Raw genomic sequence first — 23,347 nt, 5'->3', positions numbered from 1 at the left:
CATGTCTGATTGGGAAGCTAAACTGGGTGGTCTGCGTCAGCAGATTGATGATATTGATAGTCAATTAGTTGAGCTGCTCGCAAAAAGAGCCGCTGTAACCACTCAAGTCGGTGAAATAAAATCTCATACAGGCATGCCAACCTATGTACCAGAACGCGAAGCCGAATTGATTCAGTCACGCCGTACTCAAGCCAAAGCACTTGGCGTGCCTGAAAACCTGATAGAAGACTTACTGCGTCGCATTATGCGGGAGTCATACCTGACCCAAAATGTACAATACCGCTGTGCTACAGCAGTCGGTACCAAAGTTGTCATTTTAGGTGGTAAAGGCGCATTAGGTAAACTTTTTGTGAGTTTGTTTGAACGCAGTCATTATAATGTGGTTGTGATTGACAAAGAAGAGTGGCCGAATGCTGCTGAATTAGTTGATGGTGCCAAATTGTGTATCGTAGCAGTCCCGATTAAGCAAACACCAGCTGTGATAGCACAACTTTCATTCTTACCTCAGGATTGTATCCTAGCGGATGTGACGAGTACTAAGTCAGGTCCATTGCACACGATGCTCAAAACCCATACTGGTCCTGTGGTAGGGTTGCATCCTATGTTTGGTCCTGATGCTCCGGGTATGGTAAAGCAGGTAGTCATAGTCTGTGATGGGCGTAAGTCGGAGCAATACCAGTGGTTTATTGAACAAATGAAGACTTGGGGCGCACAACTCCATTATTCAGATGCCGATACGCATGATCAGTCAATGTCTTTTATTCAAGTCATGCGTCATTTCACCAGTTTTGTGTATGGTGGGCATCTCGTCAAAGAAGATCCTGACCTAGAAACTTTACTCGCACATAGCTCTCCAATTTACCGCTTAGAATTTGCGATGGTAGGGCGATTATTCGCTCAAGATCCAAATTTATACGCCGATATCATTATGGATAATTCAGATAATCTGGCATTATTGAAACGTTTTAACCGACGCTTTGCCGATGCAATTAAACTGTTTGAGGACCATGATAAAGAACAGTTTGTTGCCCAATTTTCAGAGATAAGTGAATGGTTTGGTGATTATGCAAATACTTGCTTAATTGACAGCAAACAACTTTTACTCAAAGCTGACGATGACAGGATGTTGCGTAAAAAATAGTTTTGATAGTGTCGTTTTCAAATAAAATAATGGATATGAGAACCACTATGACACTTAAACTACGCCTGCTACTCGCCATCATACCTCTTGTTGTCGTTTCGATCATTGTAATGGGTGGCATGTCACTCAAAATAGCAATAGATAATGCTGATGCAGCTTTAAATCAATCGGCACAAGAAAAACTAAATTCACAAAATACCCAAACTGAAGCTTTAGTGGATAATTATTTCAGCACCGTTGAATCACAATTACGCACAAAGGCTAACGATATCATGGTGGTTGAGGCCGCTAAAAAGTTTGTCGATGCTTTCAATGGGTATACATCTGAACGCGGTTTATTATCAGCGAGTCAAGATGATGCCTTAACCCAGTATTACACTTCAGATTTTGCCAATAAATATGCTGACTCCAACCCAACTCCGCTGAGCAACGTTAGTAGTTTAGTGAATAATTTAGATGATACAGCAAGAACCTTACAATATGATTTTATTGCTGGTTCTACATTTCCTATTGGTGGCAAAGATGGTTTATACGATCTAAACAATGGCACAAGCTATGCTGATGTGCACTCTCGCTATCATGGTTCTCTTCATCAATTTCTACAAGAGTTCGGCTATTATGATATTTTTATTGCTGATATTGACACTGGTAACATTGTTTACTCTGTTTACAAAGAGCTTGATTTTGCCACTTCAATCGCTTCAGGTCCATATGCTGATACGGGGATTGGACATGCGTTTGCCAAGGCTAAAAATACAGCGGAAAAGGGTAAAGTAAGCTTTAGCGAATTATCATCATACTTACCCTCATACAATGCACTCGCAGGGTTCTTGTCAACGCCTATTTTTGATGGGAATACACCGGTTGCAGTGTTAATATACCAGATCCCATTGGACCGTCTTAATGCCGTTCTTACCCACAATGATGATTGGAAAAATAGTGGTTTTGGTGATTCTGGTGAAACGTATATGGTGAATCCAGATGGAACATTACTAACTGAATCTCGATTTTTTGTGGAAGATAAACGAGGGTATTTAGATATCATCAGCACCACTATGCCAACGGTTGCCAAAGCCGTAGAAGTTCGTGGAACTTCAGTAGGTATTCAACCTGTTAATTCTATCTCAGCAAAAGAAGCATTAGCGGGAAACACAGGATTTAAAGTCATTGAGGATTATCGAGGTGTAGAAGTATTCTCAATGTATGCCCCTATCGAAATTGGTGAATATACCTATGGCCTAATCGCTGAAATTGATACTTCTGAAGCGTTAGCTGCGGTTGCTAAAATTAGTGATGAGTTGATCACTAGTACTATCATAGAATTTGTCATAATCGTCGGTATTGCAGTAGCGATTGGTATTTTCTTAGCGAATAAATTAGTTGCACCACTGAACGAAGTGGGGGATATGTGTGAAGAATTGTCTTCAGGTGATGGTGATTTGACTATTCGCTTGAAACCTTCTGGTATCCCTGAAATAGATCGCATCGTACAACCTTTTAATACGTTTATTGGACAGATTCGAGATATTGTCGCTAATGTTAAGCAAGATGCAGAATCTTTAGCATCGGCTTCTGAAGAGTTATCGGCGATAACTGAACAATCAGAGACCACGACGGTACAACAAAGAGATATGACCCACCAGGTGGCGACTGCACTGGAGCAGTTATCAGCCTCAATCACTGAGGTGGCTCAGTCAACTCAAGACACGCAGCAATTTAGTTCTGGCGCACATACCAGCTTAAAAGAAAATATGGAACGAGCGGATATGGCTGCCGACAATATTAAATTACTCGTGCAATTGATTCGTGATTCTTCACGTATCATCACCTCTTTACAAGGTGAAGTTAACCAAATTACCTCGGTTTTAAATGTGATTACTAGCATTGCTGACCAAACCAACTTGTTAGCTTTAAATGCAGCAATCGAAGCAGCGCGAGCAGGTGATGCAGGTCGAGGGTTCTCAGTGGTTGCTGACGAAGTTCGAGCGCTGGCAAATCGCTCACAAGAAAACACAGTAGAGATTTCCAAAATAGTTGAGAAGATGAATGACTCATCTGAGAAGTCAGTAAAAGCCATGGAACAAGCGGCAGCAGCAGCTGACGGTGGTATCCACTTGGTTGACTTGGTGACTGTCGCCATGGATGAGTTATCTTCAACATTAGATTCTGTACAAAATATGACGACAACTGTTGCAGCTGCGACTGAACAACAAGATGTCACCTCTTCTTCGGTGAGTTCTAATGTTGGTCAAATCAATGAAATGGCGCATGATGTTGAAGTCGGTGCACGCCAAACTAGTGAAGCCGCTGCGGATTTAGCGAGAATTGCTAACCGTGCTTCAGAGTTAGTAGGGCGTTTTAAAGTATAATTGCAGTAAATAGCTGAATGGCGTCCTTTGGCACTAGTCATGATAAACAAGGTGTGGCAGTTATACGATTATACCAAGCGCGGTATACCATTATACAATGCGCAGTATAACTGTCACACTGAGTGAACTCAGAACATTTATAATTGGGCTGTTAGAGTATCTTAATTTGGCTTAATTTTACTTAATCGGGAATGTTGACGAGTTTTCTTGGTAACCTCGCTCTCCACCCTGTTAATATTTCATAACAGACCGTTTTTTTCCAAGGGACAAGATCTCTTGGATCTATCCACTCTTTACCTTGTCCCCCCATTAATACCACTTCATCATTTAGTGCTACTGCTGGCAAGTGACTCACGTCTACCATCATCGCGTCCATGGCATTACCACCTACTGTGGGGCATTTGGTGCCACGGATCAAAACATACCCATTATTTCGCACACGGGGATATCCGTCCCCATAACCAATCGGTAACACGGCTATCTGCATCGGTTTCTCAGCTGTAAAATGCATGCCATAACCAACTTTGTCTCCCACTTCTAGCTGACGCAAAGTGGTAATCTTGCATTTTACGCTTAGGACAGGGCGTAAACCAGGATATTGGTTACACACTAGCGATGGGTAAACTCCAGTCGGTAAAATACCGGTACGGACCATAGTAAAATGAGCTGACGGTAAATCTAATACACCGCCTGTATTACTCATATGAATTAAAGGGATTGTGATGCCAGAGGCTTGGACTTGATCGAGAACAGATGTAAAGCGATTTAATTGCAGTAAAGCATAAGATTTATCAGCTTCGTCGGACATCGCAAAATGACTCATGATACCTTCTAGTGCGATGTGCTCAGCGTGAGCGTGCAAATAGTCAACGACTGACATTGCCTCTGTCCAACGCACTCCCCAACGACTCATGCCACTATCCACCTCAATGTGAACAGGCTTTGGGCTAAAAGGGACGTCTGGGTGTTGCGCTTGGTATTCTCGGATACATGACAGATATGTATTGGCTTGCTCAATACTATTAATACACACCGTCATCTCTAACACCAAGGCTGCGCGCATTTCTTCGATACTCGGTTCACCAAATAAGAGGATAGGCGCTTCTATACCATTTTCGCGAAGTGTGACGGCTTCACCAATTGTTTCTACAGATAAATAGCTATAGCCAGCTCTGATTGCTTCTTTGGCCATAAGTACCGAGCCATGCCCGTAGGCATTATCTTTTACAACGCACAGACGTTGGCAATGCGGTGGGGCATATTTTTGGATAATGGAGAAGTTTTCACGAAGTTGGCTGTGATCAATTTCAACCCAGGCACTTCTGATTTGCTTTAAGTTATCTAATTTTGCTGTGTTGAATGCCATATTTAATCGTTTCCAGGAGGCCAAAGAGATAACCCAATATCGTTGCGATAATAGCTATTTGAACAAGAGATTGTGTCTAAAATAGCGTAGGTATTGTGGATCGCTTCAGTGAGATTTTGACCATATCCATTCACATCTAAAAGTCGATGTCCATCCGCCAATATTTGCCCCTCAGTACCGGTGACTTCGTTGAACCAAATATCTTTGCTGGTATCTGAGATTTTTATAGGAAATGCAGGTCCAGTGACTTCCAGGAATGGGTAACCATAACCTGCCAGAGTGACTGAACAACCCAATTTTTTGTCTGCAACAAATTTGGGTACAAAAGCAAACTCGGGATCTATGACGGCTCTTAGCATATCCAAAGGGTTTTCTAACATCCTCATGATAATAGGGCCGCACATTACGCCCAAGCGAGCGTTGTATTCTATCACCGACCATTCATCGTTTTGATACATGGCGGTGACTTGTAATGGACCGGTATATTTTGTTTGTTCAAGCCATGGTTGCAAAGGTGCAATGAGTCGTTCACATAAGCCATATTCGTCATTTGGATCTTGAGCGACAATACCACCTAGCGGAGCGCCTGCGATTTTGCCCATGTTACCCGCAAAAGCACGTTTATATTCTTGATTTGAAATTAAAGACGTTACTTGACCTCGATTCACAAAAGCAATATGACCCGCTTCCTTGTGCCCCATGTATTCTTGGAAAAACACACCTTCTGCATAATCAATACGGTCAAGCCAGCTCAATGTGTCTTCTAATGTTTCGCATACAATAGTGTGGATCGGAGACGTCGGAGAGCACAAGGTGTTTTTGATCACGTAGGCTCCAGGAAATTCTTCTAGGAAGGCTAATGCATCTAAACGGTTATTCGCCACAAAAGATCTTGGGAAATGAATACCTAATGATTCGCCAATTTGTTGCGCGTAAGCGCGATCTCTTTCTAACTGTAATGCTTCGCCATTCGGGCAAAAAACAGGTAATAAAGCGCATAATGCATCTGCCCAGGGCTGAGTCGCCCAGTCGATCGACATTGGGATCATAATGTCACATGGTTGGTTATTTAACAGTTCAACCGGCGACACAAATTCTTGTGGAGTGTAAGCTGGACAAACTTGTGCTGGACCAAAATGTGCGTAATCACGGCTGAGCCAAACGATGACTTCAGCACCTGCATCTTGGAGTGTTTTTGCTAATCCATGCGTAAAAGCACCCACACCAATCAATAAAATTTTCATGTTATTCTTATTTTTCGTAAATTAAACGAAACCAGCCTTAGGGTGTCGCAGGCTGAATGGTTTTGATATTTTTTTCTAACGAAGAGACCTTAGCTTTCAAGCTGGCGTTGCGTTGTTCAAGAATGGCAATTTTATCATTTAATACGTTACTCGTATTTTGTGAGGTAAGTAACCCTTGTTTAACACCTTCTAATTCCAAGTTAACCGCTAAGATATCATTTAATGTGGTATTGAATTCATTTTGCAAACTATCGAATTTTTTGTCCACAGCATTCACACTTTTTGTGGCGCTTGTGGCTATTTTGTCGCGAGCGTTTTTATCGTTAGCCTGCCCAGTGAGAAATTTTTGGTTTAAATCTTTAATATCTTTTTGATTTCTGCGCCACGCTGAAGCCCATAATTTATCCATTTGATCCCACAACTCTTCTGCGCGATTAGATAATTCAGTCACTTTAACTTGCAGAGCGACGGTAGAGTTACCCATTTCCTCGCCTGTTGCGGAGAGGCGATTTTCTAAATCAGCAATTCTTAGTTCAGACTGTTTGAGAAGTTCACTTTGAGTCGTGTTTTGCCAAAATAAATAACCAGAAAGGCCTGATGCAGCGAATCCTAAAAGTAACGCAAATACAGCTAACCCATTACTTGAGGAATTTTGTACAGGTGGAGGCGGTGGCGTAGACGCTTTGGGAACAACTCTGTCGTTGTCTTGTAATACAATATTAGGTACTTCGTCAAAAGAGCGTTGAGTCATAAATACTTGTCCATATAATTTGCGTCTAATGATACCTAAAAGATGGGAGCTCCTCTAGTTGAAAGTATTCAGTGTAACGAATATATTCAATAAAAGAGCTGGTTTTTTTGCAAGCTTTTGAAGTTAGCTCACTAAACTAGATAAATGCTAATGTTGCCGCAACCGCTTTTTGCCATCGAGTCAGCAACATGCTTCTGGTCGTATCATCTAGTTGGGGAGTGAACTTTTTATCGACAACCTTATATTGTTGCAGGCTTTGGGTGTCTTTATACCAACCCACTTGTAAACCCGCGAGATACATAACGCCTAAAGCTGTTGACTCCATCGTTTTTGGGCGCAATACAGCAACTTGTAACATATCGGCTAAGAATTGACACAACCAGTCGTTACCGACCATTCCGCCATCGACCCAAACCGCTTCAGCTGATACTGAATCAGCACTCATGGCTGTCAGTAGGTCATACGTTTGATAACACACAGCCTCTAATGCAGCGCGTGCAAAATGGGCTTCGGTAGTCCCCCGACTCATCCCATAAATCGCGGCACGTGCGTCAGCTTCCCAGTGTGGTGCCCCTAAGCCAGCAAAACCAGGGACCAGAACAACACCATGGTCATACTCCAGTGATTCGGCCAAAGCTTTCGTTGCAGATGCACTTTTTATGACTTTTATACCGTCACGTAGCCATTGTATGTTGGCACCTGCAGTAAAAATAGAGCCTTCAAGTGCATAATAGGTTTCACCATGTAAGGTATAGCCAACTGTAGTCAGCATTTGATGGTTGGATTTTTGTGGTTCTGTACCAGTATTTAACAGGGCAAAGCAACCGGTGCCATAAGTTGCTTTAAATCCTCCTGGAGTAAAACAGCATTGACCAAACAAGGCGGCTTGTTGGTCACCAGCGACCCCTGCAATAGGCACATTCAGAGGGAGTGCAGTTGTGCTAGTCATACCATAGTCATCTGCACTTTCTTTTACTTCGGGTAACATCTTGGCTGGAATGTCGTACCACTCCAACAGTTCGCTATCCCAATCTAATGTATGGATGTTAAATAGATTCGTTCTGGATGCATTGGTAGTATCCGTAGCATGTACTTTACCTGCGGTTAGATGCCAGATCAGAAAGGTATCAACAGTACCAAAGATGAGTTCGCCATAGTCGGCTTGGGCTCTGGCGCCTTCGACATTGTTCAGGATCCATGCAATCTTGGATGCTGAAAAATAGGGATCTAAAAGTAGACCAGTTTTAGCGGTGATACACTCTGCATACTCTTGGTTTTCTGCACAAAACGCACTGGTCCTGCGATCTTGCCACACAATGGCATTGTAAACAGGTTCTCCTGTTTCCTTATGCCACACTAGGGTCGTCTCTCGTTGATTGGTAATACCCACAGCTAGCACCTCAATACTATTTGCTTGGGCGTACTCCATAACTGTTTTTGTGGCGATTAAGCTGGTATTTAAAATATCTTGTGGGTCGTGTTCTACCCAACCAGATTGGGGGAAATGTTGAGTAAATTCTTGTTGATAGCTATGTAATTGTTCGCCGTGTTGGTTAAATAAAATAGCTCGTGATGAAGTGGTACCTTGATCTATAGCGATAATTGCTTGATGTGTAGTAGGTGTTTTCGCGTTAGACATGAAACTCTCTTATATTATTAATTTTATTTATCGAATCCGGTAATGTATTTACTGCTGTATATTTCGTATTTTTGTGCACAACAAATCCAGACCAATCGGTATTAGATACATTTTTTTAACATACCTGTTATACCATAGTCGTAGATTTTTCGTAACGGTTTTGTTTATACAAAAACAATAATATAAAAAAAGCTAGTATGGTTGAGCTGAATACTTGCCCCTGATGATATATCTGCTCATCTGGGGCAACACTGCTCTCATACTAGCTTTGGTCTTTGTTCTGATTATGCTGTAGCGGCTTGAATCGCTTGTTCTACGTCTGCAATAATGTCATCAATATGCTCGATACCCACCGAGATTCTGACTAAGCCTTCTGAAACACCGGCACTAGCAAGTTCTTCGGGGTTTAATTGGCGGTGGGTGGTTGATGCTGGGTGACATGCCAGTGATTTTGCATCACCAATGTTGACCAAACGCAGTATCATTTGTAAAGCATCAATAAATTTGCCACCAGCGGCTTTAGGGTCAGACGCTTTTAAACCAAAACTGATAATGCCAGAAGCTAAACCATTGGACATCTTTTGGCAGATTGCATGATATGGGCTTGACGGTAAACCAGCATAATTTACCCACTCAACAGCCTCATGCTGTTCTAAATATTCTGCTAGCTTAATGGCATTAGCACAATGTCTTTCCATTCTCAAAGGCAGGGTTTCTAAACCTTGTAACAGCAAAAAGGCACTGTGTGGTGATAGTGCGGCTCCAGTATTGCGCAGTGGTACGACTCGACAACGACCAATGTAGGCTGCAGGACCTAAGGCTTCTGTATATACCACACCGTGATAGGATGGATCAGGCTCGTTTAACAAAGGGAAACGTGCTTTATTTACCACCCAGTCAAACTTTCCTGAGTCGATGATAACACCACCAATTGTCGTACCATGGCCACCTACATATTTGGTCAATGAATGAATGACGATGTCTACACCATGTTCGATTGGACGACACAGGGCAGGGGTGGCAACGGTGTTATCCACGATAACAGGGATCCCATGTTTGTGCGCCAGTGCCGATAAAGCGGCTAGGTCAACAACATTACCGGCTGGGTTACCAATGGATTCACAAAATACCGCTTTGGTATTTTCATCAAATAATGCTTCGATTTTACTTAGGTCATCAAAAGATGCCATACGCACGTCGACCCCTTGACGAGGCAAAGTATGAGCAAATAAGTTATAAGTGCCACCGTAGAGTTGACTCGTGCTAACGATATTGTCACCGACTTGGGTTAATGCTTGGATGGCATAGGTTATCGCGGCCATTCCTGAGGAAACGCACAAAGCTGCAATACCACCTTCAGCGGCAGCCATACGCTCTTCCAACACGTTGGTGGTGGGATTCATAATGCGTGTATAAATATTACCAGGAACTTTTAAATCAAATAAGTCAGCACCGTGTTGGGTGTCGTCAAAAGTATAAGAAGTTGTCTGATAGATTGGTACCGCAGCTGCTTTTGTTGTTTCTTCTGAAGTGTATGCGTGATGTAAGACCAGTGATTCTAATTTCATTGAATGTATCCTCGTAAGTTGTCACTGCATACTAGCAAAAAATACGCAAAATACACCCTGCGATTTTAGCCTTAAATGATGATTTACAATGAAATAGATTGATGCTCGGTTATGCATCAAATAAACAGATAATGTGCGAACCGGTTACGCGGATGAAATTCAATGAATACACTAAAAACAAAAAAACCACGGTTTGAGCATTTTTAAACCGTGGTTAAGATGTTGGTTTTTATCTTTAAATCCCTGGGAGGTCTTTAAACATAAGACAAGTGGTGGAGCTGGCGGGACTTGAACCCGCGTCCAGAAAGCGTCAACCGTTGGTACTACATGCTTAGTTTGTCTTTTATTTAACCTTAGAAGCTCCGGCAAACAGGATCTTTTCAGGCTGGCCTAATACTATTTCGCGGTTCAGCCTTAGACAAGCTTCCCTCGCTATTCTACTGGGATGACCTCCCGAACCTCAGCTAGCAGAAAAAACTTGAGTGGGAGGGCCTATACAGGTTATTAAGCTGCTAGTGCGTAGTTTTCGTCGTTTGCGACTATTTTTTTGCGGTTTTTTAAAGAGGCCAACCGCACCTCTGCATGCACCTCAAGCATCATTGAATCCTGTCGAATCCTAATCAGCCCCAAATGTTTAGAAATCATAGCACTGCTTGTTCTTGTTGTCTCTATTTATTCGTCTTGAATCCATTTAAATAACAAGTAAAAGACTAAGAAATTTTCTATGTTTGACTAAGAATAATGCTTATATCTTTTTTTCCCACGAAAGCTAGAATGAATATCTAACTCATGTAAGAGATCTCTTACATGATGTTTGTTGTGAACAACAGTATTTGGAGTAAATACATGTTTAAAATTAGATTAAATAAAAGAAATTTCCAAGATTTTTTGAGTTTCATTTCTTCAACTAACTTGTTTTACCAAGCGAACTTAGGGCGTGTCGTCATTACAAAGTCCGACATTGACAAAATATTATCTTTTGATCAAAACCTCATTCCTTTGATCCCAAAAGTGGGGTATGCCTTGTTCAAATGTAAGTTACTCCTCCAAGAGTTACTTAGTCACAACCAACATTATCACGCGATACCTTCAGACAATAAAGTTGCTTTTGAACAGGATATATAAATGCGCAATATACTTTTACTTTTACTCATCACATTAAGTCTTTCTGGTTGTGCAAGTACGGCTATAAAAAAACAAACGGCATCTTCTGGCAATTTTACAGTAGCTTATCTTTCTGAAAACTTCTTGACTGTATCGCAAAAGAGCGATTCTCAACAAAACGATTTAGCCGCATTTATTGAACAAGCAAAGCAAGAAGCGAGAGCAAAAGGTTTTTCATATGTGACAATCGCTATTCAGGATAGCCCCATTAAACTTAAAAGGGTAAGTTTTTATCTGAGTAACGAGAAGATTAATGCCAAAAGCCAAAGTATCTAATAGGCGCATAAATCTGCCACATCTTAGGTTATACGTTTGACTTAAGATGTGGAGTTAGATGGAGAGGAGTTAGGCATAAGTGTTAGTATTAAGACTTCTTCATCATCCGTTCTTTTTGTCTCGCCCAGTCTCTATCTTTTATCGTGTCGCGCTTATCGTGCGCTTGCTTACCTTTGGCTAAATAGATTTCAAGCTTGACCCAGCATGTTTTCCAATACATGGCCGTAGCGACTATCGTCAGTCCTTGGCGATCTAAACCACCCATTAATTGTTCAATTTCTTGTTTCTTGAGCAGTAACTTTCGGGTGCGTGTCGGGTCACAAATGACATGCGTTGATGCTTGGTTCAACGGTGTGATACTCAAGTTGGTGACAAACGCTTCGCCGTCTTTTATGAATACATAACTATCGGTGAGATTAACCTTGCCTGAGCGGATGCTTTTTACTTCCCAGCCTTGCAATTCAATGCCCGCTTCAAATTTGTCATGCAAATGAAATTCGTGGCGTGCCTTCTTGTTTAAGGCAATTGTAGAGCTTGGATTTTTTGATTTCTTTTTCATTGAAATATTATACCTTGAGGTGGTATGTAGTGTCATGAATAATCTTATAATCGGGGCAAAAACCGAAATAAAAAGGCGTAAAAATTAACTATTTCAACAAACATGGTAGAATGCGTCTATTAGTGAAAGAGAAAGGTGGGTCAAGAGCATGGCCGAAGTTAAAAAAAGTGCACTCGTCCCGTACAGTGCCAAGATGATGTATGATTTGGTCAATGATGTACCGAGCTATCCTGAATTTTTACCAGGGTGCGTTGGCAGTGAAGTGTTGCAGAGCACTAATACTGAAATGGTCGCCGCACTGCATATAGCAAAAGCAGGGATTAAACAGACATTTACAACGAGAAATTCGCTGCAGCCGAATACAACCATCGCCATGGATCTTGCGGATGGCCCTTTTAAAGAATTAACAGGTGGTTGGACATTTACAGAACTGGATGAATTTGCCTGTAAAATTGAATTACACCTAAAATTTGAATTCACTTCTAAATTAGTTGAGTTAGCTTTTGGTAAAATCTTCCATGCATTGGCCAACAGTATGGTAGATGCATTTATTAAACGAGCAAAAGAACAAGCTACGGCTTAGTGCATTTTTACATCACGCGCAGCGGTGTTAAATAAGCAACACATTCTAAATCAGTAATATTAAGGGTTTTGTATTTACATGACAGATTCTATCCATGCAGACAGCGCAGAAACGACAGAGCTATTAACGATAGAAGTTGTGTATGGCACTCCAGAGCAGCAGACCATCAAAACGGTATCTGTTCCGGTTGCTACTGCTGTCGAAGATGCGATTAATATGTCCAAGATCACTGAAGTCTATCCAGAAATTGATTTGACTATCAATAAGGTCGGCATCTGGAATCGCACTTGCAAACTGACCGATGTTGTTAAAAACAATGACCGCATTGAAATTTATCGCCCACTGATTGCCGATCCCAAAGAGGTCCGTAGACAAAGAGCCGAAAAAGCGAAGGCAGAAGGCCGAGCAGACAAAGTGACCGGCGGTCGTGCTAAAAGAGCTGTTTAGGACAGCAATATTTAATATTTTCTACGTTTCAGACCAGTGGTCGCTAAAATTTTTGCAGAAATTTCTTCAATGGAGAATTTTGTCGAATTCAAAAAAGGGATTTTTTCCTTGCGATACAAGTTTTCCACTTCACGTAATTCCATCCGACATTGTTGCATAGAAGCATAGCGCGAATTTGCCCTGCGCTCTGAGCGGATTTGGTGCAGTCTTTCGGCTTGGATAGTTAACCCAAATAGTTTGTCTTTAAAACGTCGCAATGCCGGGTTCAGTTTTAACACATCTCCCATATCTTCCTCTGTAAAAGGGTAATTGGCAGCTTTAATGCCGTATTGTAAAGCTAAATACAGACTCGTGGGGGTTTTACCAGAGCGCGATACACCAACTAAAATAATATCTGCTTCGTGATAATTCTTCAGATTGGCACCATCATCGTTGTTCAGTGCGTAATTTACGGCATCAATACGAATGTCGTATGTGGTTTCGTGAATGCTATGGGTACGATGTTTTTCTGGTTTTGAAGGAACCCCTAACACTTTTTCAATAGGGGCGACAAATTGATCAAGGAAATTGTAATTAATACCGACTGAGTTAGCAATTATATGTCTAATTTCCGTATTCACTATTGTGTGAAAAACAAGCGGCCGTTCTTGGGAATCTTGAAAACTTACAGAAATTTGTTGTAAGACTTCTTTAGCTTGTTGCTCAGTTTCCACAAAAGGGATCGTGACATGATTGAACTCAATGGGGAATAAAGACAGTAATGCGTGCCCAAAAACCTCTGCAGTGATAGCAGTTCCGTCAGAAATATAAAAGGCACTTCGCATAACAATTCCTTAACAATGTTGTAATTTTATTACGGTTTGCAATTAAATTTTACAAGCCTAAGACCTTCAATCTACAATAGTTTTTTATAGATTGGTTGTTTTTTAATCATCTGTTTTCACTGCAGAAATTAGCAAATAATCAAAAAAACAGCAATCCCTACAATACGGCTGGAGAAGCACAAGTGCAAGAATATGTTTTATGGTACCAAGAACTAGGAATGGATGATGTTGGTCGCGTCGGCGGTAAAAATGCATCACTAGGTGAAATGATTTCAAACCTGTCGAATGCAGGTGTACAAGTACCAGGTGGTTTTGCTACCACAGCTTATGCGTTTAATGAATTTTTAGAGCAAAGTGGTGTTGAAGCCAAAATTCACGATATTCTCGACAATTTAGACGTCGATGATATTACTGCACTCGGTGAAGCGGGTGAAAAGATCCGCAATTGGATCATCGATACGCCATTTCAACCAGAGCTGGAAGCAGCCATCAAAACTGCTTTTTCTGAGTTACAAGGAACGGCAGGTGAGAGTGCTTCTTTTGCTGTGCGTTCTTCTGCAACCGCTGAAGATATGCCTGATGCGTCTTTTGCCGGGCAACAGGAAACTTTCTTAAACGTCACCGGTTATGATGCGGTCCTTGTTGCAATCAAGCACGTTTTTGCCTCGTTATTTAACGATCGAGCCATTAGTTACCGTGTACACCAAGGTTATGACCATAAAGGTGTTGCATTATCCGCTGGTATTCAACGTATGGTGCGTTCAGACCGAGCATCGTCTGGTGTTATGTTTACTATTGATACCGAGTCGGGTTTTGAAGATGTTGTGTTTATTACTTCAAGCTATGGTTTAGGTGAAATGGTGGTGCAAGGGGCTGTCAATCCAGATGAATTCTACGTACACAAGCCTACTTTAGCAGCCGGTCGACCAGCAGTCGTACGCAGAAACTTGGGGAGTAAATTAGTCCAAATGATTTATGCTGACTCCCAAGAGCATGGTAAGCAAGTTGAAATTGTTGATATCGAAGCTGAGCAAAGCCTGCAGTTTTCAGTCAGTGATGCTGAAGTTGAAGAGTTAGCGAAACAAGCTGTAATTATTGAGCAACATTACGGTCGTGCGATGGATATCGAATGGGCGAAAGATGGTACCGATGGTAAATTATACATCGTACAAGCACGCCCAGAGACTGTGCGTTCACGAGAAGATGCACAAGTCATCGAGCGTTATCAATTAAATGGCGATGCACAGACTATTTGTACGGGTCGTGCCATCGGTCATAAAATCGGCGCTGGAGAAGCTAAAGTATTAGCCTCCATTGAAGATATGGATCAAATCCAGCCTGGTGATGTATTAGTGACTGATATGACCGATCCTGATTGGGAACCTATCATGAAACGCGCGTCAGCTATCGTAACGAATCGCGGAGGTCGTACTTGTCACGCTGCGATCATTGCCCGTGAATTAGGGATCCCTGCTGTTGTTGGGTGTGGTGATGCGACACAAAGCATTACCACCGGACAGCGTGTCACGGTTTCTTGTGCTGAAGGTGATACTGGTTTTATTTACGGTCAAGAATTAGAGTATGATGTAGTAACTTCGCGCATTGATGCCATGCCTGAGTTACCGTTAAAAGTGATGATGAACGTGGGCAATCCAGACCGCGCTTTTGATTTTGCACGTTTGCCTCATGCCGGTGTCGGTTTAGCACGCCTAGAGTTTATAATTAACAGAATGATTGGAGTGCATCCTAAAGCACTATTAGATTTCGCTAATCAACCAGAAGAATTACAAACCGAAATCAGTGAAATGATGGCTGGTTATCCTTCTCCACGTGAGTTTTATATCCAAAAATTAGTTGAAGGGATTGCTACTATCGGTGCTGCTTTTTCTCCTGAAAAAGTTATTGTGCGCATGTCTGATTTTAAATCGAATGAATACTTTAATTTAGTGGGTGGGTATCAATACGAACCTGATGAAGAAAATCCAATGCTAGGTTTCCGTGGTGCGTCTCGTTACATCTCAGAAGATTTTCGTGAGTGTTTTGCCTTAGAATGTGAAGCGATTAAGCGTGTGCGCAATGACATGGGCTTGACGAATGTTGAGATCATGATCCCTTTCATTAGAACCTTAGAAGAAGGTAAACAAGTTATTCAGTTACTGGCTGAACAAGGTTTAGTACAGGGTGAAAATGGTCTACGTGTCATCATGATGTGTGAATTACCATCCAATGCACTTTTAGCAGATGAATTCTTAGATATTTTTGATGGCTTCTCCATTGGTTCAAATGACTTAACGCAACTAAGTTTAGGCTTAGATCGCGACTCTGGTTTGATTGCGCATTTATTTGATGAACGTGACCCAGCAGTGAAAAAACTTTTAGCGATGGCTATCAAAGCTGCTAAAGCGCGTGGTAAATATGTTGGGATTTGTGGTCAAGGTCCCTCTGATCATGAAGATTTAGCAGCTTGGTTGGTGGAACAAGGGATTGATTCAGTTTCTCTAAATCCAGATACTGTTGTTGAAACGTGGTTATATTTAGCTGAGCAAACTACTGCTTAGTGTAGCTAACTAGCTGAATTATTCAGCAGATTAGGACGATTGAACTATTCTGCTGATTTTAGAACAATAAAGTGTAAAACATTTACACGATAAAGCGTCTTTTTTAGGCGCTTTTTTGTGCAAACTCTTCTGTCCCTTTCTATCCTCTAGTATACTTCTAGCATTATGTACCTCCTACGTTAGAGAGATAGCTATGCTTCCGGTATTAGATAGTCAAGCAGCTTTAGAAAGCCATTATTTGGATTACTTGGCTGCATTACAAAAGAGCGAGTTTTCAGGTGATATTGAAACCCAGTATTCGAGCCGTCTTGCTATGGCTACTGATAATTCTATCTATCAAAAGTTACCTCAAGCCGTCGTTTATCCAAAATCAGTTGCCGACTTGTCAATTTTAGGGCGTTTAGTTGCTGATTTTCCAGAGGTCGCTTTTTCGGCTCGAGGAGGTGGTACGGGAACAAATGGACAATCATTGACGTCAGGTATTGTGGTGGAGTTGGCGCGCCACATGAATCAAATTTTAGAAATTAACCCTGCAGAAGGGTGGGTTAAAGTGCAAGCAGGTGTCGTCAAAGATGCGCTTAATGATGCGCTTAGACCTCATGGTTATTTTTTCGCACCAGACTTATCTACTTCAAACCGGGCGACCATTGGCGGCATGATCAACACGGATGCCTCTGGTCAGGGCTCATTAGTCTATGGTAAAACATCAGATCATATACTTGGTCTCACCAGTGTTCTAGCCAACGGTGATATTTTAGAAACCGAGCCTACACCTAAAGATCTGCTGCTTGGGCATTCTGACCAGTCTATCCAGGCTATTGCGCAACAAATCCAAGCATCTTGTGTCGGGTTTAGAGATGAAATTTTAGCTAAATTTCCTCGTTTGAATCGTTTTTTAACCGGGTATGATTTAGAACACGCATACTTACCAGAAACCGATGAGTTCGATATTAGTCGTTTAATCGCAGGTTCTGAGGGTTCTTTGGCCTTCGTCGCAGAAGCCAAATTAAACATCACGCCGATTGCCAATCATAAAGCGTTGGTCAACATCAAATACAATTCTTTTGAGGCGGCGTTACGGCATGCTCCTAAGATGGTAGCCGCTAAAGCAACCTCGGTCGAAACCGTGGATTCTATTGTATTGAATTTAGCCCGTGCAGATATTGTATGGCATTCAGTGTCTGATTTAATTACTGACGTACCTGACCAAACTCTGCTGGGTTTGAATATGGTTGAGTACAACAGTAATGATGAAGCTGAGATCACTGAACGGATTAATCGCTTAGCCGCTGAGTTAGACCAGGATATAGAAACACAGAAAGGCGGCGTTATTGGTTACCAAATTACTTACGATGTCACTGATATTCAAAAAATCTATGGGATGCGCAAGAAGTCAGTGGGTCTTTTAGGCAAGACAGATGGCGCCAAAAAACCGATTGCGTTTGCCGAGGATACCGCCGTCCCACCCGAAAATTTAGCTGACTTCATTATGGAATTCCGTGCGTTATTAGACAGTCATAATCTTCATTATGGTATGTTTGGTCACGTCGATGCAGGTGTATTGCATGTTCGCCCTGCGTTAGATATGAATGATCCGCAACAAGAAGTATTATTGAAACAGATTTCTGATCAAGTCGTTGCCTTGGTCGCCAAGTATGGTGGCTTAATGTGGGGAGAACACGGCAAAGGTTATCGCAGTGAATATGCCCCTGAATTCTTCGGTGATGAGCTATATGCTGAGCTGCGCAAAATCAAACGCGTCTTTGATCCACTAAACAAAATGAACCCCGGTAAAATTTGTACCCCTTTTGCCTCAGACGCAGCGCTGGTTAAAGTTTCTGATAAGAAGCGTGGTACCTACGATAGAACTATTCCCGTGGTATTTAAAGAAGAATTTGCGCCTGCCATGAGTTGTAATGGTAATGGTCTGTGCTTTAATTACGACACGACATCCCCGATGTGTCCTTCAAGTAAAATAACGTCTGACCGAAGACACTCTCCAAAAGGCCGCGCAGGTATGATCCGTGAATGGTTACGTTTGCTTGGACAAAAAGATATCGCGATTGATTCCTTGCACGCCCAGTCCTTTCAAACATCTTGGTGGTCACGTTTACTGAATACTAACTCCGCGGAGAGTAAAGGCGACTTTTCTCATGAAGTGTTTGAGGTGATGGATGAGTGTTTGGCGTGTAAATCATGTTCGGCCCAATGCCCAGTTGGTGTAGATGTCCCAGATTTTAGGGCAAAGTTTTTATCTATTTATTATCAACGTTATTCCCGTCCAGTTAAAGACTATTTAGTTGCAAACGTAGAGCGAATGGCTCCTTTACTGGCGAAAATACCTCGTTTACATAACGTAGTCATGCAAACGGGGCTTGCGCAGGCCGTGCTGAAACACACCATTGGCTATGTTGATGCTCCATTATTGTCGACACCCACTTTAGCGAGTCGTTCAGAGGCATATCAATTCGACTTAGCTCAGTTACAAAACTTGTCCAAGTCAGAAAAAGCACAGCGTGTTTTGATTGTCCAAGATCCGTTTACTAGTTTTTATGATGCAGAAGTTGTTTATGATTTTATGCAGTTAGTAGAGAAACTAGGTTTTAAACCTGTAGTCCTGCCATTTCATCCGAATGGTAAGCCGCAACACGTGAAAGGGTTTTTAGATAAATTTGCTGTGACCGCAAAACATACTGCTGATTTCTTAAATCAAGTTGCTGAACTTGAGATCCCTATGGTAGGTGTTGATGCATCTTTGCTACTAGTTTATCGAGATGAATATACAAAAACGCTAGGTACACAAAGAGGTGATTTTGCTGTACTGGCTGTGCATGAATGGCTGGCACGTTTTGCACAAGAGAGTTTATTTGCTCATGCAGTTAGTGAGACATCAAGTGCTCCAGCGCCATTTGCTTTATTGACTCACTGTACTGAAAAAACGGCATTGCCGACCTCAGAAAAACAATGGCAACAGATTTTTTCTCAAGTAGGTCTTGAGCTGGATATAGTGTCGGTAGGGTGCTGCGGTATGGCCGGGACTTATGGGCATGAATTGGCCCATTACGACAATGCCAAAGGTATCTATGAATTGAGCTGGCGCAATGCACTGAGTAAATATCAAGAGTCTCAATGGGCCGTTTCCGGGTATTCATGCCGGAGCCAAGTTGCGCGCTTTGAAGGTACAAAACCTAAGCATCCGTTGCAGCTATTAAATTCACAACTAGCACCAAAATAATAATAAGATTAAGGAGATATCATGGCTGAACCAACAGCACCACAAAATCAAGAAGAGCTAGGCGAGTGGGTGAGAGAACAGTTCCAAAAAGCGAATAAACATTTAGCTGAAAATGGCGTTTTATTTGCGTCTGTTGTGGTCGAAGAAAGCCGTTATATGGCACCATATGTCGCTGTTTGGAAAATCAAATCACAGCAAGGAAAGTTGTTCTGGGTCATGAGTGGTGATTTACCGTGTGATTATATACCAGCTGATGTAGCACCGAATGTACAAGCAGTATTGAAACATTTTGCATTGGCTTGGCAACTAAAAGCTGAGAATTTAGCTGCCGCGAGCCCAACTAATCCAACTGATATTGAATATATCAATTTACTATCCCATCGTGCCGAAGGTCTCTACAACATGAGCGAAGATACCAACCTATGGCAAGAGAATAGTTAATCACTCACAATTTCGTAATAGCCTAAATTTAACATCTCACGAATGGTTTCTATCCATTCGTGATCAATCTCCATAACTCTATCGATATAACTTTCAGTATTGTCTAACACTTGGCTCATTAAAAAGCGCTGAGTTGCAGACACGGAAAATTGATGTCCGTTAATAAAGAAGATAAATTCGTCGTTTACTTGATAGTCTAAATATACCGGCCGAACACCAATAGCTCTGCGGACTGTAATACCTTGGTTAACAAATGCTAGCATTTGAGAGGTGGTGATTTCATTTTCTAAAGCAAACATATCTAAGCTAGCATGTTGTTTTGATAAGTGCTCAGTTAATATTTGGTCTATTTGTGGACTGGTGACATATTGTTGTAAGAGTTGCTTAAGCAGTGTGATGTCAGTCGCTGTGACTGCGCCCGGTCTATCACCTAAAGGGCGATTTCGATCAGAAAATCTGCGCGTTATTTTGTCTTTTTCTAAGATATCGTCAGCGACAGCTTGGAATAACTCGGATTGATCTGGTGCTCTAAATCCTACAGAATAGTTCAAACAATCAGAGATCGTTTCCCCTTTATGAGGAAAATTTGGTGGGATATATAGCACATCTCCCGTTTCAAGTATTTCATCAATAATCGGTTTAAAGTCCTCGACTTGTTGCAATTTTGGATGGGGGAGGATCGTATCACGATGAAGGATTTTATCACCAACTTGCCAGCGTCGTTGCCCTTTACCTTGGATGATAAATACATCATATTGGTCAAAATGGGCACCCACACCTCCACCAGCGACAGAATAACTGACCATCAGATCATCCATCCGCCAGTGTGGAATAAAATTAAATTTATCCATCAGAGCACTGCATTCTTCGTTATAAACGTCTACGCCTTGGACGAGTAGGGACCAGCTATCTCGACACACTTTGTTTAAATCGCTGAACGGGCCTTGTAATACATCCCAACCATTGGTCCCATTGATGACTAAGCGCGAATCAACATCAGATTCTTCAGCTAAACCTGCAAGGTCATGTTCATCAATGGGATCTACAAAGTTGCTTAAAAATTGTTTGATAATAACCGGTTTACGTTGCCAGTATTGGCTTAAAAAATCTTGCGGGGAAAACGTGGTTGATGTGGTCATGGTTCTCTCTTGTGATATTGGTAAACTTGCTGTGGCACAAACCCTTTTAATTCAAGTGTAATGCCTTCACAAAGGCATGGGTTTAGCATGCGGTCATGACATGCTTTATTCATCAGTAACGAATTTGGGGGAGCATTTTGTTCAAGTCTTGCTGCTAGATTAACAGTATGCCCCCAAATATCAAAGCTACTTATGTAACTGCCAATTTGACCGCTTAAAACGGGGCCAAATGCAAGGCCTGCGCGTAGAGCTGACTGAACATTGTACAACTCACAAAGTTCAGAAAACGCCTTTGCTAAAGTATTATATAAATATAGACTATTTTCTATGTTTGAGGCTAAACAATTATTGCTCGTTTCCAATAGGATGATACAGGCATCTCCATTGTATTTAATAGGCCGTGCTGAGAACTCAGTAATGATGTTGTCAAACAAACAATAACAATAATGCAATGCTTGAACAATTGCTTTGTCCGACTTGTTATAGGTAAATTGAGTAAAATCCTGCATGTCGATAAATAATACACAAGCATCAACTAGTTCATTGACATGTAACGGGGTAGTTGTTGTGTTTAAGGAAAATGTGTAAGACGGTGTGTTTTGGATAGGCATACTAAACCCTCAAGTTGTTGAAGGTTTAGTATGTGATTAAGAACTTAATCTAACAACTGATCGACAAGCCTGATTGCGTCGCCAATATATTTTTCAGGTGTTAAATCTTTCAACTCAGCTTTTACTGTGTCACTTAATTCAAGTGTATCAATAAATTCAGCCATAACCTGAGCGTTCACTTTTTTGCCGCGGGTTAACTCTTTAAGTTTTTCATACGGTTTTTCGATGCCGTAACGACGCATTACCGTTTGGATAGGCTCAGCGAGTAACTCCCAGTTATTGTCTAACTCAGCAGCTAAACTACCAGCGTTTACTTCTAGCTTACTGATCCCTTTAAGACTCGCTTGATAAGCAATCAAAGAGTAGCCCATACCAACGCCAAGATTACGTAATACAGTCGAATCGGTTAAGTCACGTTGCCAACGAGATACTGGTAATTTAGTAGCTAAATGGCCAAATAATGCATTGGCAATACCTAAGTTACCTTCAGAATTTTCAAAATCAATAGGGTTTACTTTATGCGGCATGGTGGAAGAACCAATTTCGCCTGCTACCGTTTTTTGTTTAAAGTGGCCTAGCGCAATATAACCCCATACATCACGGTCAAAGTCGAGAAGGATAGTGTTAAAACGCGCGATGGCATCAAATAATTCTGCGATATAATCATGTGGCTCGATTTGTGTTGTGTAGGCATTCCAACTTAATCCTAAACTCGTCACAAAAGACTCTGATACGGCATGCCAGTCAACGTCTGGATAAGCCGATAAGTGTGCGTTGTAATTGCCCACCGCACCATTAATTTTACCTAGAATAGGGACATTGGAGATTTGTTCACGTTGACGTGCTAAGCGCACCATCACGTTTGCCATTTCTTTACCCATTGTGGTAGGCGAAGCTGGCTGACCATGGGTACGAGCCATCATCGGAATATCACGGTAGTCTAGGGCAAGTCTTTTAAGTTCGCCGATCAATTTATCAAGGTAGGGCAACAAGACACTCTCTCTGGCTTCAGCAAGCATGAGGCCATGAGATAAATTGTTGATGTCTTCAGATGTACATGCAAAGTGAATAAACTCAGTAACTGCCTGTAACTCAGCGTTGTCGCTGACTTGTTCTTTAAGAAAATATTCGACAGCTTTAACATCATGGTTGGTCGTTTTCTCGATATCCTTAATGCGTTGTGCATCAGCTTCACTGAAGTTATCAACAATGGCATTTAATAAAGCATTTGCTGTGTCACTGAAATGAGGAACTTCTTTTATCTCTGCTATATCGGCAAGTTTTTGTAACCAACGAACTTCTACAACAACGCGATATTTGAGTAAGCCGAACTCTGAAAAGTAGCTACGAAGCTCGTCAGTTTTGCTCGCATAGCGACCGTCAACTGGAGAAAGGGCGGTTAATAATGATAAATCCACAGAACTGGACTCCT

19 protein-coding genes and 1 other RNA gene are annotated in these 23,347 nt (G+C 41.7%); 9 read left to right on the top strand and 11 right to left on the bottom strand.

The window, feature by feature from the left end:
* The first annotated feature begins 1 nt into the window (after position 1).
* A complete protein-coding gene (gene tyrA, locus NLF92_RS06655; RefSeq protein WP_254100070.1) occupies positions 2-1,141 on the top strand; it encodes a bifunctional chorismate mutase/prephenate dehydrogenase in 1,140 nt (379 codons plus the stop codon).
* A gap of 47 nt (positions 1,142-1,188) precedes the next feature.
* The gene (locus NLF92_RS06650; RefSeq protein WP_254100068.1) at positions 1,189-3,510 is read left to right on the top strand and encodes a methyl-accepting chemotaxis protein; all 2,322 of its coding nucleotides are present in this window, start codon (positions 1,189-1,191) and stop codon (positions 3,508-3,510) included.
* A gap of 181 nt (positions 3,511-3,691) precedes the next feature.
* Here NLF92_RS06650 and alr read toward each other — a convergent pair whose 3' ends face one another.
* The 6 genes from alr to ssrA form a co-directional block, all read right to left on the bottom strand.
* Entirely contained in the window at positions 3,692-4,876 is a 1,185-nt protein-coding gene (gene alr, locus NLF92_RS06645) for an alanine racemase (protein WP_254100066.1), read from the bottom strand.
* A 2-nt stretch (positions 4,877-4,878) separates the two neighbouring features.
* Positions 4,879-6,120, bottom strand: a complete 1,242-nt coding sequence (locus NLF92_RS06640) for a phosphoribosylglycinamide synthetase C domain-containing protein (protein WP_254100064.1) — start codon at positions 6,118-6,120, stop codon at positions 4,879-4,881.
* 37 nt (positions 6,121-6,157) lie between these two features.
* A complete protein-coding gene (locus NLF92_RS06635; RefSeq protein WP_254100062.1) occupies positions 6,158-6,871 on the bottom strand; it encodes a hypothetical protein in 714 nt (237 codons plus the stop codon).
* Positions 6,872-7,007: 136 nt separating this feature from the next.
* Positions 7,008-8,510 (bottom strand): glycerol kinase GlpK, encoded by a 1,503-nt coding sequence (glpK, locus tag NLF92_RS06630; RefSeq protein WP_254100060.1) that lies wholly within the window; start codon positions 8,508-8,510, stop codon positions 7,008-7,010.
* A gap of 284 nt (positions 8,511-8,794) precedes the next feature.
* Positions 8,795-10,078, bottom strand: coding sequence for an O-acetylhomoserine aminocarboxypropyltransferase/cysteine synthase family protein (locus NLF92_RS06625; protein WP_254100059.1), 1,284 nt, complete (start codon positions 10,076-10,078; stop codon positions 8,795-8,797).
* Positions 10,079-10,348: 270 nt separating this feature from the next.
* Positions 10,349-10,706: a transfer-messenger RNA gene (gene ssrA, locus NLF92_RS06620) on the bottom strand.
* 218 nt (positions 10,707-10,924) lie between these two features.
* On the opposite strand from ssrA, the gene NLF92_RS06615 reads away from it, so the two are divergent.
* Positions 10,925-11,203 (top strand): hypothetical protein, encoded by a 279-nt coding sequence (locus NLF92_RS06615; protein WP_254100057.1) that lies wholly within the window; start codon positions 10,925-10,927, stop codon positions 11,201-11,203.
* Positions 11,204-11,518, top strand: a complete 315-nt coding sequence (locus NLF92_RS06610; RefSeq protein WP_254100055.1) for a hypothetical protein — start codon at positions 11,204-11,206, stop codon at positions 11,516-11,518. It begins immediately after the preceding gene.
* A gap of 88 nt (positions 11,519-11,606) precedes the next feature.
* On the opposite strand, the gene smpB is transcribed toward NLF92_RS06610, so the two are convergent.
* Positions 11,607-12,077, bottom strand: coding sequence for an SsrA-binding protein SmpB (gene smpB / locus NLF92_RS06605; RefSeq protein ID WP_284700380.1), 471 nt, complete (start codon positions 12,075-12,077; stop codon positions 11,607-11,609).
* A gap of 148 nt (positions 12,078-12,225) precedes the next feature.
* Between smpB and NLF92_RS06600 the strand changes: the two genes are divergently transcribed.
* Together NLF92_RS06600 and NLF92_RS06595 are read left to right on the top strand one after the other, a co-directional pair.
* Positions 12,226-12,660: a type II toxin-antitoxin system RatA family toxin gene (locus NLF92_RS06600; RefSeq protein WP_254100053.1), complete on the top strand. Its 435-nt coding sequence runs from the start codon at positions 12,226-12,228 to the stop codon at positions 12,658-12,660.
* A 78-nt stretch (positions 12,661-12,738) separates the two neighbouring features.
* Entirely contained in the window at positions 12,739-13,107 is a 369-nt protein-coding gene (locus NLF92_RS06595) for an RnfH family protein (protein ID WP_254100051.1), read from the top strand.
* 11 nt (positions 13,108-13,118) lie between these two features.
* Here NLF92_RS06595 and ppsR read toward each other — a convergent pair whose 3' ends face one another.
* Positions 13,119-13,931 carry a posphoenolpyruvate synthetase regulatory kinase/phosphorylase PpsR gene (gene ppsR, locus NLF92_RS06590; protein WP_254100049.1) on the bottom strand — a complete coding sequence of 271 codons (813 nt, stop codon included), beginning with the start codon at positions 13,929-13,931 and terminating at the stop codon, positions 13,119-13,121.
* Positions 13,932-14,113: 182 nt separating this feature from the next.
* Here ppsR and ppsA point away from each other — a divergent pair, with 182 nt between their 5' ends.
* From ppsA to NLF92_RS06575, 3 genes are all read left to right on the top strand, one after another.
* Positions 14,114-16,489 (top strand): phosphoenolpyruvate synthase, encoded by a 2,376-nt coding sequence (gene ppsA / locus NLF92_RS06585; protein ID WP_254100047.1) that lies wholly within the window; start codon positions 14,114-14,116, stop codon positions 16,487-16,489.
* 193 nt (positions 16,490-16,682) lie between these two features.
* Complete coding sequence (ydiJ, locus tag NLF92_RS06580; protein ID WP_254100045.1) at positions 16,683-19,724, top strand: D-2-hydroxyglutarate dehydrogenase YdiJ; 3,042 nt, start codon at positions 16,683-16,685, stop codon at positions 19,722-19,724.
* A 21-nt stretch (positions 19,725-19,745) separates the two neighbouring features.
* A complete protein-coding gene (locus NLF92_RS06575; RefSeq protein WP_254100043.1) occupies positions 19,746-20,165 on the top strand; it encodes a DUF4826 family protein in 420 nt (139 codons plus the stop codon).
* On the opposite strand, the gene NLF92_RS06570 is transcribed toward NLF92_RS06575, so the two are convergent.
* From NLF92_RS06570 to purB, 3 genes are read right to left on the bottom strand one after another with little or no spacing between them, the layout of a single operon-like run.
* Entirely contained in the window at positions 20,162-21,304 is a 1,143-nt protein-coding gene (locus tag NLF92_RS06570) for a cupin domain-containing protein (protein WP_254100041.1), read from the bottom strand. The two genes, NLF92_RS06575 and NLF92_RS06570, sit on opposite strands and share 4 nt — an antisense overlap.
* Positions 21,301-21,915 (bottom strand): adenylate/guanylate cyclase domain-containing protein, encoded by a 615-nt coding sequence (locus NLF92_RS06565; protein WP_254100039.1) that lies wholly within the window; start codon positions 21,913-21,915, stop codon positions 21,301-21,303. The genes NLF92_RS06570 and NLF92_RS06565 overlap by 4 nt, the downstream gene beginning before the upstream one ends.
* A 44-nt stretch (positions 21,916-21,959) precedes the next feature.
* Positions 21,960-23,333, bottom strand: coding sequence for an adenylosuccinate lyase (purB, locus tag NLF92_RS06560; RefSeq protein WP_254100037.1), 1,374 nt, complete (start codon positions 23,331-23,333; stop codon positions 21,960-21,962).
* Between the last annotated feature and the right edge of the window lie 14 nt (positions 23,334-23,347).

It is taken from the genome of Opacimonas viscosa (assembly GCF_024199005.1).
GTDB lineage: Bacteria > Pseudomonadota > Gammaproteobacteria > Enterobacterales > Alteromonadaceae > Opacimonas > Opacimonas viscosa.
This window is presented reverse-complemented; position numbering and strand designations above follow the sequence as displayed.